This is a genomic window from Limnohabitans sp. 2KL-1, assembly GCF_003063435.1.
In the GTDB taxonomy this organism is placed as follows: domain Bacteria; phylum Pseudomonadota; class Gammaproteobacteria; order Burkholderiales; family Burkholderiaceae_C; genus Limnohabitans_A.
In genome coordinates this window covers 66,891-83,615 of record NZ_NESL01000010.1, presented here as the reverse complement: position 1 = coordinate 83,615, position 16,725 = coordinate 66,891, and the positions used below count along the sequence as shown (strand labels likewise).

At 63.6% G+C, this 16,725-nt stretch carries 13 protein-coding genes; 3 read left to right on the top strand and 10 right to left on the bottom strand.

Features of this window, described 5'->3' with window-relative positions:
- Positions 1–266: 266 nt before the first annotated feature.
- Positions 267–1,301 (top strand): LacI family DNA-binding transcriptional regulator, encoded by a 1,035-nt coding sequence (locus B9Z47_RS15890; RefSeq protein WP_233253842.1) that lies wholly within the window; start codon positions 267–269, stop codon positions 1,299–1,301.
- Between the two features lie 10 nt (positions 1,302–1,311).
- Here the strand turns inward: B9Z47_RS15890 and B9Z47_RS15885 are convergent, their stop codons facing one another.
- Together B9Z47_RS15885 and B9Z47_RS15880 are read right to left on the bottom strand one after the other, a co-directional pair.
- Positions 1,312–1,731, bottom strand: coding sequence for a hypothetical protein (locus B9Z47_RS15885; RefSeq protein WP_108332188.1), 420 nt, complete (start codon positions 1,729–1,731; stop codon positions 1,312–1,314).
- The gene (locus B9Z47_RS15880; RefSeq protein ID WP_108332201.1) at positions 1,728–3,803 is read right to left on the bottom strand and encodes an ATP-dependent helicase; all 2,076 of its coding nucleotides are present in this window, start codon (positions 3,801–3,803) and stop codon (positions 1,728–1,730) included. The genes B9Z47_RS15885 and B9Z47_RS15880 overlap by 4 nt, the downstream gene beginning before the upstream one ends.
- Positions 3,804–3,967: 164 nt before the next feature.
- On the opposite strand from B9Z47_RS15880, the gene B9Z47_RS15875 reads away from it, so the two are divergent.
- Positions 3,968–4,936, top strand: coding sequence for an AEC family transporter (locus tag B9Z47_RS15875; RefSeq protein ID WP_108332187.1), 969 nt, complete (start codon positions 3,968–3,970; stop codon positions 4,934–4,936).
- Between the two features lie 119 nt (positions 4,937–5,055).
- On the opposite strand, the gene priA is transcribed toward B9Z47_RS15875, so the two are convergent.
- From priA to B9Z47_RS15860, 3 genes are all read right to left on the bottom strand, one after another.
- On the bottom strand, positions 5,056–7,152 hold the full coding sequence (gene priA / locus B9Z47_RS15870) for a primosomal protein N' (RefSeq protein WP_108332186.1): 2,097 nt from the start codon (positions 7,150–7,152) through the stop codon (positions 5,056–5,058).
- Between the two features lie 382 nt (positions 7,153–7,534).
- The gene (gene hemE, locus B9Z47_RS15865; RefSeq protein WP_108332200.1) at positions 7,535–8,674 is read right to left on the bottom strand and encodes a uroporphyrinogen decarboxylase; all 1,140 of its coding nucleotides are present in this window, start codon (positions 8,672–8,674) and stop codon (positions 7,535–7,537) included.
- Positions 8,675–8,885: 211 nt separating this feature from the next.
- Positions 8,886–11,150 (bottom strand): thioredoxin family protein, encoded by a 2,265-nt coding sequence (locus B9Z47_RS15860; RefSeq protein WP_108332199.1) that lies wholly within the window; start codon positions 11,148–11,150, stop codon positions 8,886–8,888.
- A gap of 163 nt (positions 11,151–11,313) precedes the next feature.
- Here B9Z47_RS15860 and B9Z47_RS15855 point away from each other — a divergent pair, with 163 nt between their 5' ends.
- Complete coding sequence (locus B9Z47_RS15855; protein WP_108332198.1) at positions 11,314–12,141, top strand: creatininase family protein; 828 nt, start codon at positions 11,314–11,316, stop codon at positions 12,139–12,141.
- 13 nt (positions 12,142–12,154) lie between these two features.
- Here B9Z47_RS15855 and B9Z47_RS15850 read toward each other — a convergent pair whose 3' ends face one another.
- From B9Z47_RS15850 to B9Z47_RS15830, 5 genes are all read right to left on the bottom strand, one after another.
- Positions 12,155–13,315: a hypothetical protein gene (locus tag B9Z47_RS15850; protein WP_108332185.1), complete on the bottom strand. Its 1,161-nt coding sequence runs from the start codon at positions 13,313–13,315 to the stop codon at positions 12,155–12,157.
- 71 nt (positions 13,316–13,386) lie between these two features.
- Positions 13,387–14,061, bottom strand: a complete 675-nt coding sequence (locus tag B9Z47_RS15845) for a histidine phosphatase family protein (RefSeq protein ID WP_108332184.1) — start codon at positions 14,059–14,061, stop codon at positions 13,387–13,389.
- 92 nt (positions 14,062–14,153) lie between these two features.
- Positions 14,154–15,122, bottom strand: coding sequence for a threonine dehydratase (locus B9Z47_RS15840; protein WP_108332183.1), 969 nt, complete (start codon positions 15,120–15,122; stop codon positions 14,154–14,156).
- Between the two features lie 24 nt (positions 15,123–15,146).
- Positions 15,147–16,094, bottom strand: a complete 948-nt coding sequence (locus B9Z47_RS15835) for a PhzF family phenazine biosynthesis protein (RefSeq protein WP_108332182.1) — start codon at positions 16,092–16,094, stop codon at positions 15,147–15,149.
- A 14-nt stretch (positions 16,095–16,108) separates the two neighbouring features.
- Positions 16,109–16,723, bottom strand: a complete 615-nt coding sequence (locus B9Z47_RS15830; protein ID WP_108332181.1) for a glutathione S-transferase family protein — start codon at positions 16,721–16,723, stop codon at positions 16,109–16,111.
- Between the last annotated feature and the right edge of the window lie 2 nt (positions 16,724–16,725).

Here is a 16,725-nt window from a genome sequence, read left to right as displayed (position 1 = left end):
CGGTGGCGATGCAGCCGCAGCCGGAGCTGCACATCCGCTCGCATGCGAAGGCGAAATACGAGGCGACAGCGGGGGTGATGGCCAGTGCGCAGCGCATTGGGCTGACCAAGCTGGGCATTGTGGGGTCTGAGCAGTTTGTGAATTGAGCGAACCGGACGGTTTTTTTGTTGAGTACGTTTCTTCCAAGGAAACCTTCAAGCCCCAGCCCGCAAGGGATGGGGCTTTTTTTTGAATTACCATGCACGGCACTTGAATGGGACAGATGAATGGCCAAGGCAGAACCGGATAAGCGCAAAATTCAGATGGCGGACATTGCCCGTCTGGCTGGGGTGTCTACCGCCACGGTGTCGCGGGCACTCAATGGCAGTCCGCTCATCAACGAAGAAACCCGTTTGCGCATCATCGAGCTGGCCCGCTCGCTCAATTACACGATCAACCTGGGCGCACAAAACCTGCGCAAGGGCGACAGCTCCACCATCGGGGTGGTGATCCCGTTCAATGCGGCCAACAAGCAAAACATCACCGACCCGTTCTTTCTGGCCATTTTGGGCAGCTTGGCCGATGCGCTGACCGACAAGCAATACGACTTGTTGTTGTCGCGGGTCGACGCCGACCACTTGGACCGCATCTCGGCCCTTTACGACTCGGGCCGCGTGGGCGGCATCGTGGTGGTGGGCCAGTGGGGTCACCATGACCAATTGAACGAACTGGCGCGCCAGCGATTGCCTTTTGTGGCCTGGGGCGCGCAGTTGCCGGGGCAGCTGTATTGCAGCGTGGGCTCGGACAACACCAGCGGGGGCATTCTGGCCACCGAGCATTTGCTGTCGCTGGGTCGAAAGCGGGTGGCGTTCATGGGCGACAAGAGTTTGCCCGAACCGGAAAAGCGCCACGCCGGTTACCTCAAGGCCTTGCGCAAAGCCGGGCTCAAAGCCGATCCGGCGCTGTGCATTTCGACCAGCTTTGCCCCGCTGGATGCGCAAGAGGCCATGCGCCAGCACCTGGACCGGCATGGCCTGAACTTTGATGCGCTGGTGGCCGCCAGTGACCTGATCGCCATCGGGGCCATGGGGGTGCTCAAGGATCGCGGTTACCGTGTGCCCGAAGAGGTGAGCGTGGTGGGTTACGACGATGTGGAGCCTGCGGCCCACAGCTTCCCGCCGCTGACCACCGTGCGCCAGCCCATGCACATGGCGGGTGTGCAACTGGTGGACAGCCTGCTGCGCGTCATGGCCGGCGAAAAGCCCGAATCGGCGACCTTGCCGACCACGCTGGTCTTGCGCGAATCCACGCAGGCCGTCTGAGTCCGGGTGTTCAGCGTGCCTGGTTGCGGCGCATCACAAACGGGCTGGTGGGGTGAGGTTGGGCCAGGCGTTCGCCTTGGATGGTTTGGCCGCAGCTGCCCTGCAATACGCTGCCCAGCCAGGTGGCTGCAATGCGCTGGCCATCGTGCGTTTCTTCTAGCGTGAATTCACCCTCGTCCAGATCGGCCACCACCGGGTAGCGCCCGGTGCCGGTGTCGAGTTCGCCGCGCAGGCTGCCGCTGTGTTCGGGGTGCGGCCTCAGTTGCAGCAGCCACATGCGGGGCTGACCGGTCACTTGCACCAGCCACTGGCCTTGCAACTGCTCGGCGCTGATGTCGGTCACCGCCGGGCAGGTGGCGGGCGCGGCCAGCACGGTACCGGCCAGACAGCAGACCCACATCATCAAAGCAAGCCGGGACGACAGGCTCATGGCTTGGCGACGGCCGCGGCATCGGCGGCCCGTTGGGCAAATTCGGCCCGCAGCGCCTTGAGTTTTTCACGCGGGTCTTCGCGGGTGGTGTTTTCATCGAGCCGCATTTCGGCAATGAAACGGCTGGGCAGGGCGGCCACGGTTTCACGGCCTTTTTTGCGGCGCTTGGTCCAGCTCACGGCCAGGCTGCGCTGGGCGCGGGTGATGCCCACGTACATCAGGCGGCGCTCTTCCTGCAGGCGCAGCAAGATGCCCTCTTGGCTGGCCCCGTCGGTGGTGTCGTCGTCGCCCAACTTGAAGGGCAGCAAGCCCTCGTTCACGCCCACCAGGGTCACATGCGGCCACTCCAGGCCCTTGGAGGCGTGCAGGGTCGACAGCGTGACCACGTTCTGGTCTTTTTCGCGTTCGCTCAAGGTGGAGATCAGCGAGATGGTCTGCGCCACCTCCAGCAGGTTTTTGGTTTCGGTGGCGTCCGTCCCCGTGGCATCCGCTATCTCGCCGCCGCAACGCCCCGCCATCCAGTCGCAAAACTCCAGCACGTTGGTCCAACGGGCCGAGGCCACTTTTTCGTTGTCCTCGCCGTCGTACAAGTGCGACTCGTAGCCAATCTCTTTGAGCCATTCCAGCAAAAACGCCAGCGCGTCCGTTTTGCCCAAAGTGTGGCGTGCGCGGTGCTCCAGGTCGTTGATGTAGCGGCCAAACTCGTGCAGGCCTGCCACAGCCCGGGCGTTCACGGCGCTGGGCAGGCTGCCCGCAAACAGGGCTTCAAACAGGCTCAGCTTGTACTGCGTGGCAAAGGTGCCCAGCTGGCCCAGCGTCTGGTGGCCGATGCCGCGTTTGGGGCTGGTGATGGCGCGCAAAAATGCCGGGTCGTCGTCGTTGTTGATCCACAGGCGAAACCAGGCGCACAGGTCCTTGATCTCGGCTTTGTCAAAAAAGCTCTGCCCGCCAGAGACTTTGTAAGGGATGTTGGCACGGCGCAAAGCTTGCTCAAAGGGGCGGGCCATGTGGTTGGCCCGGTACAGGATCGCAAAGTCCTTGAACTCGCGGTGCTTGGACGGATTGACCTGACCGCCCCGGATCGACTGGATGCGGGCGATGGCCCGGTCGGCCTCGTGTTCTTCGTTGACGGCCTCGACCAGCCGAACCGGCTCCCCTTCACCCAATTCTGAAAACAGGGTTTTGGGGAACAGCTTGGGGTTGGGTTGGATCACGTTGTTGGCGGCCCGCAGAATAGCGCTGGTGGAGCGGTAGTTTTGCTCCAGCTTGATGACTTTCAGATTTGGAAAGTCCACGGGCAAGCGTTTGAGGTTGTCGAGCGTCGCGCCGCGCCAGCCGTAAATCGACTGGTCGTCGTCGCCCACCGCCGTGAAGCGGGCCCGCTCGCCCACCAGGTGTTTCAGCACTTCATATTGCGTGGCGTTGGTGTCCTGGTATTCGTCCACCAGCACATGGCCCATCTTGGCCTGCCAGCGCTCGCGCACCTCGGGGTAGTCGGCCAGCAGTTTCAGGGGCATGCCGATCAGGTCGTCAAAGTCCACGCTTTGGTAGGCCGTCAAGCGCTCTTGGTACAGCGCCATGATGCGGGCGATCACCCGGGCGTTGTCGTCGGGTGCTTGCGCTGCGGCCTGCTCGGCGTTCAGGCCCATGTTCTTCCACAGGCTGATGGTCCATTGCCATTGGCGGGCCGTGGCCGCATCGGTGGTGCCGCCACAGTCTTTCAAGATGCTGGTCACATCGTCCGCGTCCATGATGCTGAACTGGGGTTTCAGGCCCAGCACATGGCCGTCCTCGCGCATGATGCGCACGCCCAAAGCGTGAAAGGTGCAGACCGTTACATCCTTGGCGGCACGGCCAATCAGCTGCTTGGCCCGTTCGCGCATCTCGGCGGCGGCCTTGTTGGTGAAGGTGATGGCCGCGATGCGCTTGGGCTCCAGCCCGGCTTCGATCAGGCGACCGATCTTGTGCGTGATGACTCGCGTCTTGCCCGAACCCGCGCCGGCCAGCACCAGGCAGGGGCCGGAGACATAGTTCACGGCTTCGAGTTGGGCGTTGTTGAGTCCGGCTGACATGGTGGAGGGCGTGGGGCGGGCAAAGCGGGCCATGATAGCGGTTTGCCGCAGCCGATGGCTCAACTTCCAGCAAGCAGCCGCCACGAAACACCGGGTGATTCAGTTTGTCGGCTCAGCGACTGCGTGCGGCTGGGCATCTACTGGTTTACCCCGACAATCGGCGCATGCTTGAAATACTGCGTGTCACCTTTCCCTTTTTCGCCCTGGTCTTGTGTGGCTACGCTGCGGCCCGGTGGAAGTTTTTGCCCCTGGAGGCCATTCCCGGCCTGAATGGTTTTGTGCTGTTCTTTGCGCTGCCGTGCATGCTTTTTCGTTTCGGGGCCGACACGCCCATTGCGCAGTTGCTCGATGCCGGGGTGTTTTTCACGTATTTGTTTTGCGCCTTGCTGATGGTGGCGTTCAGCATCGCCATCAGCCTGAATGAGCGCATCCGCTGGAATGATGCGTCTTTGGGGGCGCTGGTGGCGGCGTTTCCCAACACCGGTTTCATGGGCGTGCCCTTGTTGGTGGCTTTGCTGGGGCCGCAGGCGGTGGGGCCGGCCATCGTGACCATCGTGGTGGACTTGGTGATCACCTCGTCGCTGTGCGTGGCTTTGTCGCGCATGGACGCGGCCGGGCAACACGGCGCGGCCGTAGCGGCCCGCAAGGCGCTGGCCGGGGTGCTGCGCAACCCCATGCCTTGGGCCATCAGTCTGGGGGCGGCGTTTTCGTTTTGGAACCTGGCGTTGATGGGCCCGGTGAACAAAACCGTGGGTTTGCTGGCCGATGCCGCGTCGCCTGTGGCCTTGTTCACGATTGGTGCGGTGCTGGCCCGTTCGCAAATGCTGGCGCATGAACGTCCGGATGGCCCTTTGCGCACGGTCGATTACTTGCCTATTTCACTGCTCAAGTTGGTGCTTCACCCGGTGCTGGTGCTGCTGGCGGGCTTGACGGCCATGGCTTGGGGCGTGCTGATCGAGCCATTGGCTTTGCAGGTGATGGTGTTGGTGGCCGCTTTGCCCAGTGCCAGCAATGTGTCCCTGCTGGCCGAGCGTTTGGGGGCCGACAACGGGCGGATTGCGCGCATCATTTTGGTCACCACGGCGGTGGCATTTTTGACGTTTTCGGGCGCGGTGGCGTTGCTCAAGGCCTGAGATCAGGGTTTTGTCGGGGTCTGCTGTGCAGCGGCTGTTGCAGCGGGCTGCCACTGTGGCCGAATGCTTGCAGCGCGCCGACCTGAAGGCTCGGGTGGGGCGTGCTTGTGTGACGCGGTTCAGATCGCCTGCGGGTCCACATCGACGAGCCAGCGGATCACGCCTTTGTGCTCGGGCTGGCTGCGCACTTGGTGCAGCACGCCGTGCAGGTGCCAGAGCATTTTTTGCAGGGCCATGCGGCTGGGGCTTTCGAGCAGCATTTGGGCGCGTTCCACATCGGCCACGCGCTGCATGCTCATGGGCACGGCGGGGTACACGCTCACTTGCATGACCAGATCGGCTGTTGCCGGGTCGGCGCTCAGTTGCGCCTCCAATGTTTCGCGGGCGGCGTTCAGCAGCGCCTGGGCGGCGTCCTGGGTGCGGGCGTCGGCGCGCAGCAGCGCCTGGTGGCTGATGGGCGGCAGGTCGGCGGCGGTGCGCTCGGCCAGTTCGCTGGCGGCAAAGGCCGGGTAGTCGTGCTTTTTGAGCGCCTCAAACAAGGCGTGCTGGGGGTGAAAGGTTTGCACCCACATTTCGCTGGTGGCGCTTTGGGCGGCGTCGCGGCCGGCCCGGCCAGCCGCTTGCATGAGCAGGGCAAACAGCCGTTCGGGTGCGCGAAAGTCGCTTGAAAACAGCGCCGTGTCGGGGTTGACGGCCGCCACCAGGGTGATGCGCCGAAAGTCGTGTCCCTTGGCGATCATTTGCGTGCCCACCAAAATGTCCACCTCGCCCGAGTGCACCTGGGCCAGCTGGCTTTCCAGCGCGCCTTTCAGCCGCGTGGTGTCGGCGTCGATGCGGGCGATGCGCACGGGCGTGCCGTCGGGGCGCAACACATGCGCCAGCAGTTCGCCCAGGTGTTCTTCCAGTTGCTCTGTGCCCCGGCCAATGGGGGCGATGTCGGCATTGCCGCACTCGGGGCAGGCGCGGGGCACCCGCTCGGTCAAGCCGCAGTGGTGGCAGCGCAGGGTGCGGTCGATTTTGTGGAACACCCGGAACGCGCTGCAGTGTTTGCATTCACTTTTCCAGCCGCAGTCAGCGCAGTGCAGCACCGGGGCGTAGCCGCGGCGGTTGAGCAGCAGCATGCATTGCTCACCGCGCTCCACCCGTTCTTGCAAGGCGGCCACCAAGGGGGCTGACAGCACGGTGCGGCGGGGTTGTTTGTTCATGTCCACCCGGCGCACCTTGGGCAGCAGGCCGGTGCCAATCCGGGACGGCATGTGCAAACGGACATAGCGCCCGCCTTCCTCGGCCGGGCGGCTGTGGTGCCAGCTCTCCAGCGACGGGGTGGCCGAGGCCAGCAGCACGGGGGCTTTGTGCAGGCGACCCCGGTACACCGCCAGATCGCGCGCCGAGTAGCGTGCGCCTTCTTGCTGCTTGTAGCTGGGGTCGTGTTCTTCGTCGACCACGATGAGTTGAAGGTGCGGCATGGACGCAAAAATGGCCATGCGCGTGCCCAGCACGATGCGGGCGTGGCCCGCGTGCGCCGCCAGCCAGCCTTTGAGGCGTTGGGCGGGCGTCATGCCGCTGTGCATGGACACCACGGCCTCGGCCCCAAACCGCGCCTGCACCCGCTCTTCGAGCTGGGGCGTCAGGTTGATCTCGGGCACCATGAGCAGGGCCTGGGCCTGCGGGTTGGCCGCCAGCATGCGCTCCACGGCCTGCAAATACACCTCGGTCTTGCCGCTGCCGGTGCTGCCAAACAGCAAAAACGGCCCGGTGCCTTGGGCCATCTGCTCCAGTACGGCGCTTTGTTCGGGTGAGAGGGCTGGGCCGGGCGTGGTTTGCACCGTGCGTTCGGTGTTTTGTTTTTTCAGTCGTCGCGCCAGTTGTTCGGCGGTCAGATCGCGCAGCTGGGGCGGCAGGGCCGACAGGGCGACTTCGCCCAACGAGCGCTGGTAATACTGGGCCGAGAACTGCACCAGCTGCCGCCATGCGTCATCCAATGGGGCCAGGCCTTCGAGCACGGCGGTGACTTCGCGCACCGCCGAAAGGGGGATGTTGTCGGGCGCTGTCTCGGAGACCGACCACACCACGCCCAGCACGTCCCGTTGCCCGAGCGGCACCCTGACCAGTTGCCCGGGCGTTAGCGCGCGAGTGCTGCGGTAGCTCAGCAGTCCACCCACTTGGCTGTGGGCAGGGGTCTGAACGGCGATCTCAATCCAGGATGGGGTGGTCAAAGGAATCCTGTTTTTGATGGTTTGGCGAGTTTTGAGGATTAGGTGAAGTCTTGAAATCTGGCCTAAGTGCTTGATTTTGAAGTGCTTTGAACGTCATCCCAAAAATCTGTGGATAACTTTGTTGAGAACTTGTCGTCAAGGCCTCGAAGCCCTTGAAAATCAAGGCTTTTGTTAGATTGCTCACCAGATGGGCAGAAAAAAATAATCTATATAAATCAAGCACTTAGAGATTTTGTGCAGGGCGTGCGACTGGCATGGTTTTCAATAATTCACAAAAGGTGTTCGCCTTGATTTTGTGCATAAGTCAAGCGTGCAGTGACGATTTTTTTGTGAAAAACTGCGGCTTGGGGGGCTTTTTTCTGCTAGCGCCAGCCTTTGGTTTTCAAGCCGTCGTGCGCAATTGTCGTGAATGGCTGTGCACCGCCTCGACCAACGCCGTCACATGCTCTGGCGGGGTGTATTGGCTGATGCCGTGACCCAGGTTGAAGATGTGCGTAGGGCCGGTTTGCGTGGTGTCGGTGTGCGGCGTACCAAAGCTGTCGAGCACGCGGTGCACTTCGGTGGCGATCTGCTCGGGCGGTGCAAACAAAATGTTGGGGTCGATGTTGCCTTGCAACGCCTTGCCGGGGCCGCCCACTTGCCCGCCCACCAAGGCACGGGCGCGGCCCAGGTTCATGGTCCAGTCCAGACCCAGCACATCGCAGTTCAGGCCCGCCATCTCGGGCAGCCATAAGCCGCCGCCTTTGGTGAACACGATGCTGGGGATGCGCTGGCCGTTGTGCTCGGTCTTCAATTGCGAGAGCACGCGGGCGGTGTAGGCCAGGCTGAACTGCTGAAAAGCCCCATCGGCCAGCACGCCGCCCCAGCTGTCAAAGACCATGACGGCCTGAGCGCCCGCTTCGATCTGGGTGTTCAGGTACAGGGCTACGGCTTCGGCGTTGATTTCCAGAATGCGGTGCATCAAATCGGGGCGGCTGTACATCAAGGTCTTGACGTGGCGGTAGTCGTCCGAGCCAGCGCCCTCGACCATGTAGCAGGCCAGCGTCCAGGGGCTGCCGGAAAAGCCGATCAGCGGCACGCGGCCGTTCAGCGCCTTGCGGATGGAGGTGACGGCGTCGAACACGTAGCGCAGCTTGTTCATGTCGGGCACGGCGAGTTCTGCCACAGCCGCTTCGTCGCGCACATTCTTGGCAAAGCGCGGGCCTTCGCCCTGGGCAAAAGACAGGCCCAGGCCCATGGCGTCGGGCACGGTGAGGATGTCGCTGAACAAAATCGAGGCGTCGAGCGGGTAACGATCGAGGGGCTGCAGCGTCACTTCGGTGGCGTAGTCGACGTTGGTGGCCAGGCCCATGAAGCTACCGGCCTTGGCGCGGGTGGCGCAGTATTCGGGCAGGTAGCGCCCGGCCTGTCGCATGAGCCAGACGGGGGTGTGGTCGGTGGCCTGGCGCAGGCAGGCGCGCAGGAAGGTGTCGTTTTGCAGGGGGGCGAACCCCGATAACGCGGCGGAGGTGTTGGAGGTCATGGCAAAACCCGAAGTCAAGGCGGCCATTGTCGCAGGCCGGGCCGGGGCTTTTGGCCCACCCTGACTGCGTTCTTCGAGCGCATGGGCTTACCCCTCTCACAGGATCGGCCTGCCTGTCGCGATGGGAGGTCGATCCTGTGACCGAGTACCGGCGTGGGCACATCGACCCTCCGCGAGCAGGGGTTCGCACCCACGCGAGCGGCGGTCTGGATCAAGGGGCTGGGAGCGCCCGCAAGGCTGTTTGTACTTCGCCCACACTGGGCAGTTCAGACAAGAGCAGGGGCGCACGGCCCGGTGCATACAGGGCGTAGACCGGCACGCCGCTGCGGCCCAACGCCGTGAGAGCTTGGGTGATGGCCGGGTCGCGCCGCGTCCAGTCGGCCCGCATCAGCACCACTTGGCGGGCCGTCAAGTCGGCCAGCACTTGGGGATCGGCCAAGGTGGTTTTCTTGTTGTACTGGCAGGTGACGCACCAGGCCGCAGTGAAGTCGACAAACACCGGGCGACCGGCGCTCAGTTGGGTCTGCACACCTGTGGCCGACCAGGCTTGCCACAAAGGCTGGCCGGAGGCGCCAGGGTCGCTGGCGCTGCTGGCTGAGCTGACGGCGGGTGCTTCGCGCAAAGCCACAGGAAGCCAGCTGCGACCCAGCCACAGCAAAGTGACCAGGGCCAGGCCACTCATGACCCAGCGTGTGCGGCCCGCCAGACCCAGCGCCCAGGCCAGCCAGGCCACCGTGAGCAGCAAAGCCAGCAGGCCGCTGGCCCCGTCAACGCCGGTTTGCTGCCCCAGCACCCACAGCAACCAGATGACAGTGGCGAACATCGGGAACGCCATGGCCTGACGGAAGGTCACCATCCAAGGCCCGGGGCGAGGCAGGGCGCGGGCGATGCCGGGCCACCAGCTGGCCGCCATATACGGCAAGGCCATGCCCACCCCCATGGCAGCAAACACGCTGAGCGCTTGCCAAACGGGCAACGCAATCGCCAGGCCCAGCGACGCGCCCATGAAGGGTGCGGTGCAGGGCGAGGCCACAGCCACGGCCAGCACGCCTGATAAACCGGCGTTCACCGTGGAGTGCTTGCTTTGCAGTGTGGCCAGGCTGCTGGGCAGCATCTGCCCAAACTCGAAAACACCGGCCAGGTTCAGGCCCAGCAGGGTGAACAAGAGCGCCAATCCGGCCACCACAGGCGGCGACTGCAGCTGAAAGCCCCAGCCCAGTTGTTCGCCCGCAGCCCGCAGGGCCAGCATCAGGCCGCCCAGCAGTACGAAAGAGATGACCACACCCGCCGTGTAGGCCAGTCCGGCTCTGCGGTGTTGGGCCTGCGAGGTCTCGGCTTGGGCAAAGCCCAGCACCTTGATGGCCAGCACCGGGAACACGCAGGGCATGAGGTTGAGCAGCAAACCGCCCAGCAGTGCGCCCAAAATGGCCAGCGTCAGGCCCAAGGCGGTGGTGGTCGCGGTCACCGGCTTTTCCGCAGCGCGGGCGTTCTCGGCCAGGGCCTTGGCAAGGGCCGGCGAAATCTCGGCGGGTGCGGTGGGTGTCAGCGCGGGCCAAGTGCCTTGCACGGGCGTTTCGATGTCAAAAGCTGGGGCTTTCGGTGCAGACTCCGGCCCGGACGCGATCACCCAGCGCATGGTTTGGGGACTGTCGCCGCGCTCTTGAGACACCGGGATTTGGGCTGTCCAGACCGCGCCTTGCCAGTTTTGCGTCCAGTCTTTGCCTTGCACGGCGGCGTTGTGCACCACGCTGGCCGTGACCGGGAAGGCGCTGAGCGTCTGGCCGCGCCAGCTGCCGGGCAGGCCGTGCACGCGCAAGCTCAGTTGTTGGCCGTCGTCCGACACCTGGCTTTGTCCCCCCGTGATCCAGCTGCCACCTTGTTGCATCTGCGGCAGAGCCTGTGGGCTGAGTTTTTGGGCGGCATCAAACAAAGCCGTGTGCGCATTTTGCGGCGCGGCAGAGGCCAAGTTCAGGGTGAAGCGCCCTTCTTGCGGGATGCATTCCTGGCGGCACACCAGCCACTCGGCTTGCAACTGGAGCAGCAAGCCGCCCTTGGCCGGGAACTGGAATCCGGCTGCCACGGTGACCGGCACGGCCAGCAAGAGGCGGTCTTCGTAGCCGTAGTTGGCCAGCGTGCCGATCGGGATTTTGTGGGGCAGGGGCCAGGCGATGTCCCCTGCCTGCAAGCCTGCGGGCAGCTGCCATTGCAGCCGGGTGGGCAAGCCCGAGTCGCCCGGGTTTTGCCAGTAGGTGTGCCAATGCGGCTGGTGCTCGATCTGCAGGCCCAGCCAGAAGGTTTGCCCGGCCTGAATGCCTTGGGGGGCATGCGCCAGCAATTCGGCCCGCACTTGCTCGGTGCTGACCACAGGGCTAGCGCTGGCCAACAAAGCGGCGGTGCCCGGTGCGTTGGAAGCCGCTGTCTTGGAAGAGAAAAGTGTGCCTGTTTGTGCCTGGCAGGTCATGGACGCCAAGGACATGAGGGCGAACAAACCCAGCCCAGCCACCCAGGCCTGAACGGTGGCACGGCCACGGTAAAACACAGAAACTTTCACGCCAATCCTTCTTGTTTGCCCCGAACGCCCAGTTGGGCCCCTTTGCGAAAGGCACTGTACACGCCCCGGCTCCATTAAGATGCCCCCCATGCAAAACCCTTCGCGTTTTTGGGCCGACTGGAGCACCACCGATTTTCAGGCGCTGCCGCTGGAGCGGGCGATCGCCGTGCTGCCGGTGGCCGCCACCGAGCAGCATGGCCCTCACCTGCCGCTGTCGGTGGACACAGACTTGGTCAACGGGGTGGTGGCCGCTTGTCTGCAGCACTTGCCAGCCGATGTGCCGGTTTTGTTTTTGCCCACCCAAACGGTGGGCCTGAGCCCCGAGCATGCCCGTTTTGCCGGTACTTTGACGCTCAAAGCCGAGACCGTGATCCGCTTGTGGACCGACATCGGCGAGTCGGTGGCGGCCAGTGGCGTGAAGAAACTGGTCTTGCTCAACGCGCATGGTGGGCAGGTCAGCGTGATGGACATCGTGGCGCGGGACCTGCGGGCCCGGCTGGGCATGCTGGTCTACAGCGTGAGCTGGTTCAATTTGCCGCTGCGCGATGCACAGGGCGGCGATGTGAATGCGCTTTTCAGTCCGGAGGAGCACCGTTTTGGCGTGCATGCTGGGGATACCGAAACTTCGATGATGCTGGCGCTGCGGCCGGGCATGGTGCGCATGGGCCAGGCGCAGAACTTCCGCTCGACCTCTCAAGACCGCGCCGAGCGCTTTGAAATCCTGGGCAACGGCAAGAGCGCCAAGCTGGGCTGGCAAATGCAGGATTACAACTGCCATGGCGCTGCGGGCAATGCGGCGGCCGCGACGGTGGAAAAAGGCCAAGCCTTGCTGGACGCCTCAGGCCGGGCGCTGGCGCAGCTGCTCGGTGAGATCGACCGGCTGCCGCCGGACACTTTGCGCGATCAGGTCGGCTAAGCCGCGCCGGCTTTCAGAGCCTGGGCAGCACCAGCTCGCAGTGGTCGCGGCTCACGCTTTTGGGGTATTCGCGTGTTGTGTCAATGCACCCACCTTGCGCGTAAACCCCTTTGGGGTCGCGCATGCGCAGCATGCGTTCGAGCACCTGGGCTCTGGCCTCGGGGTCGGCTTGGGTTTGCGCCACATGGCGCTCGACCACCGACTCGTCCATTTGCAACGCCCCTTGGTCGTCTGTGTACACGCCGTCTTTCCAATGGAAAATTTCGATGGCTTTCGACTCGAGGGTGAAGGGCGTGTCCCGTTTCCAGAAGTTGCTGAACAAACCACCGCCCATGTACATGACCCAGGAACCCTCGTAACCCGTGACATCGGACGAGCGCTCATCGGGGTTGCGAAACCACAACCGGTCCCCCGGCACATAAAAACGGGCGGGCAAGGGGGCTTCCATGCTGCCGTATTCGATCAGGAAAACATCGTGAAACTGGCCGGAACGGATGGCATGGCGTTCGTTGAGCTGTTGCAAGTCCCGGAGCAGTCCGGGGTGGTGCGCCTGAACTTCCTGCGCAATGCCCAGCAAGATCACGTATTCGGTGGCACGGTAACAGGAAAAGTCATACAGCTTGCCTGTGACTTCGGGTTGTGTGGCCGCAATCAAGGCGTCGATCAGTGAGCGCCCGGGGTTCAGGATGAATCCCGGCTCTTCTTCGTAGTGCCAGTCGGCTTCCGGTCGCTCGGCCGCTTCGGTTTTGAAGGCGAGTGCTGTTTTTCTGGCGGCCAGTGCCATGTTGCGGCGAACCCGTATGTGCGAAGCCAGTGACGCCAGACTGGTGAAACTGAAGCGGTGGGGTGAACCCAACAAGGCGACGCAAATCTCACGTTCGAGGAGCCAATGCAGATCCTTTCCTGCCGCAGGCCCTAATTTTTCCTGCAACGCCAGCGTGTCGTGATCAGGCATCCAGCGCGCACGACATTCAGGTCGCAAGCTGCAAATCAGCGCCATCTGACCATTTTCAATCGGTACGACCAGTGTTTGAACTGCGTCATGAAGACGCCATACCTGCAGCTGCGCCGACAGTTCTCCAGCAAGCCGATCTGCATCGGCGGGCTGGGTGGTGGTGAGCTGGATGCCGCCCTCAAGAGACTTGAGGGCCATCCAGGCGGGCGAACAATTCATGCCCTTTATTTTGCCTGCAATTAGCAGTGCAATCGCTTAGGGAATGTACGCGTTGGTCAACGGCTTGTATTTCAGGCGAAGGTGATCCAGCCTTGGTGTTCTTGGCTTTCCAGGTGCGGTAGCGTGTTGTAGGTCAGCAGCATGTGGCGCTTGGGGTTGAACACGAACTCGGTGAGCGCCGTGTTGCGGATGCGCAGGTTCAGCTCGATGGTGGTCTCGGGTGGGGTGCCCAGCACGCGGCCTACGGCGGTCGAGATGGGGCCGCCGCTGGAGACGATCATCACGTCTCCGGTGTGTGATTGCCGCACATGGTCAAGCGCGGCTTCGATGCCACCCACAAAGTCGGCATAGCTGGGCATGCCCTGCGGCTGGGTGCGCCCGGCCATCCAGGCCTGCAGGGCGTCGCGCAGCAGGCGAAAGTGGTGGCGGTACAGCTCTGGCGTGTCGGGCTTGGCCAGGGGTTCGGGGTGGATGGACTCGATCAGCGCGTGGCTGTCGTATTCGTTCAGACCGGGCCACACCGACGGGGTGTGCGGCAGCCCCGCGCCTTCGGCAATGCCTTCCCAGGTTTGGCGGTGACGCTTCAGGCTGCCCATGAGTACCGCTTCGAGCGGTTTGTCCTGCAGCTTGGGGCGCAAATACTCGCCCAGGCGCACCGCCTGCTGGCGGCCTAAAGCGCTGAGTTGATCGTAGTCGTCGGCCCCGAAAGAGGCTTGTCCGTGGCGGACCAAATAGAGTGTTCCCATGACAAGGCATTTTGTTCGCAGGGGTCTGCCAGCTTTGTCCCAAGAGCGACGGGGATATCGGTTGGGGTCTGCCGTTGGCCGATCCGCAGACCTCAGAAGCGCTTGCTCAACACGTCGCCAAAAATGTCAGAGTCAACATTCCCGCCACACAGTGTGGTGCCGACCTTCAGGCCCTTGAGTTGCTCTTTGTCTGCCCAGGCTGCAGCAAAGCTGGCGGCGCCCGTACCTTCGGCCAGGTTGTGCGTGTCGGTGTACAGGTCGCGCATGGCCTGTGCAATTTGTGCGTCATTGACTTGCACCACGCGGTCCAATCCCGCTTGCAGGATGGCCAGCGCTTGCGGGTCAGCGCGGCGCACGGCCATGCCATCGGCCAGCACGGTGCTGACCGGGGCTTCCACCACGCAACCCGCCGCCATCGAGTCGGCGTAGGTGGTGGCATGGGCGCTCACGACCCCCACCACTTTGACGGCGTGCCCCAAGGCCTGTTTGGCCGCCAATGCGGCGCAGGCGCCAGAACCCAGCCCAATCGGCACATACAGCACGTCCAGCGATGGGACTTCGCGCAAAAACTCGAGCCATGCGGTCGCAACGCCCACCACCAGAGCCGGGTGGTAGCTGGGCACCATGTGGGCACCGCGCGCCACAGCCAAGGCTTGGGCGTGTTCGCGGGCGTCCTGAAAATCGTCACCGTGCTCCACCAAACGAGCGCCCAGAGCCCGCATGGCGGTGTTCTTTTCGCTGGAGTTCCCGCGGGGGACCACGATGGTGCAAGCAACCCCGTGCCGTGCGGCGGCGTAGGCAATGCTTTGGCCATGGTTGCCCCGGGTGGCGCTGATGACTTCTTGGGGCAAACGCTGGGTGCTGCGCAGGTGCTCAAAATAGGTCAAGCCGCCTCGGACCTTGAACGCCCCGACCGGTGTGTGGTTCTCGTGCTTGACCCAGCAATCGGTGCCCAGCCGTTGACTGAGCGTGGCCCAGCGGTATTGCGGTGTGGGGCCAAAGGCCGCGTACACCGTCCGGGTGGCGGCTTCGATGTCTGAAAGCGTGGGCAGGTGGGTCATGGTTTTTCCAGGGTCAAGTGCAAATCAGAGCGTGACAAGGCCTTGAACACAGCCCACCACATCGCCGCCGACCCAGACCTGGCCTTGTGCGTCTTGTGACAAAAACACCTGACCGGCACGGCCCAGCACCGTGCCCTGGCGGGCGCTGTAGCTGCCAGGCATGTGGCCTTCGGCCATCAGCCACTGTGCGAGCGACGCGTTCAGGCTACCGGTGACCGGGTCCTCGGCCACGCCCACCGGGGCGGCAAAGGCGCGCACTTCCAAGTCGGTCGGGTCGTTGGCGACGCGGGTTGAAGCGGCAAAGGCCCGGGCCTCGCGGTTGGCGCGGCGGATCAGGCCATCGGCCAAGTTGTTGTCCAAGCTGCTGGCGTTGCCCTCACGCTTGGCCGCCACGCCGACCTTGGTGTTCAGGCGCTTGAGCGCCGCGTGGTCAGGTTCCAGCGCGAGCAGGCTGTCCACCGAGTCGATCAACAGGCCCAGCCAGTGCGGGCCGTTGTTCAGGTCTTGCGCGGCCAGCACCTCGTCGGCGTGCAGCCCCAACGCCACCAGCACCTCGGCCAGCAGGGCTGGCGCGGGTGTTTGGCGTTGCAAGGGGGGCGCTGCAAATGCCCAGCGGCCGTCGACCGATTTCAAGCTGACCAGACCGACACCGCATTCCTGCACCAATTGGCCGCTTTGCCGGGGCTGGCCGCCTGCGCTCAGCCATGCGTGGGCCGTGCCCAGCGTGGGGTGGCCTGCAAACGGCAGCTCAGCGCCGGGCGTGAAGATGCGCACCCGGTAGTCGGCACCGCCAGCGGCCCCTTCGGGCGTGGGCTGCAGCACAAAGGTGGTCTCGCTCAGCTGCGTCCAACGGGCAAAGGCCTGCATCTGCGCGTCGCTCAGGCCCTCGCCATCCAGCACCACGGCGAGCGGGTTGCCCAGAAAGGCCGTGTCGGTGAAGACGTCGACTTGTTGGAAGGTGCGGGTTTTCATGGTTCAGAAGGCTTTCAGGACAACGGTAGATCCAATACCCCCGCAGAGCCAGGATGCTTGCGCATGTGTGCGTACCAGCGTTCCAAATGTGGCCAATGGGGACGGTTTTGCGGCAGGCCCCACCAGCGGTGCACTTCGCACGCGATGGGCAGGTCAGCCATGCTCATTTGCTCACCTGCAACAAAAGCTTGCTTTTGCAGTCTTTGATCGAGCAAGTCCAGCAAGGGCTCTGTGGCTGCGACCGATTGGGCAATCAGGGCGTGGTCGCGTTGCGCTTCGGGTGTTCGAATCCACTGCACAAATGCCGTCCCGCTGGCGCGATTGAGGTTGGTCTGTTGCCAGTCCATCCATTGCTCTGCCGTGAAGCGGGTGTGCAAGTCAGAAGGGTAGAGCCGGTTTTCCCGTGCGCAAAGGTAGCGCACGATCGCGTTGGACTCCCACAGTGTGTAGGCACCATCTTGGATGGTGGGCACCATGGCGTTGGGGTTCAGCATCAAATAGTCCGGTGTTTGGACCACACCAAAACTTAAGCCGGCATCAATGCGCTGAAACGGGATGTTCAGCATTTGTGCGCACAGCACCACTTTTCTCACATTGATGGAGCTGATGCGCCCCCAAACTTTGAGCATGG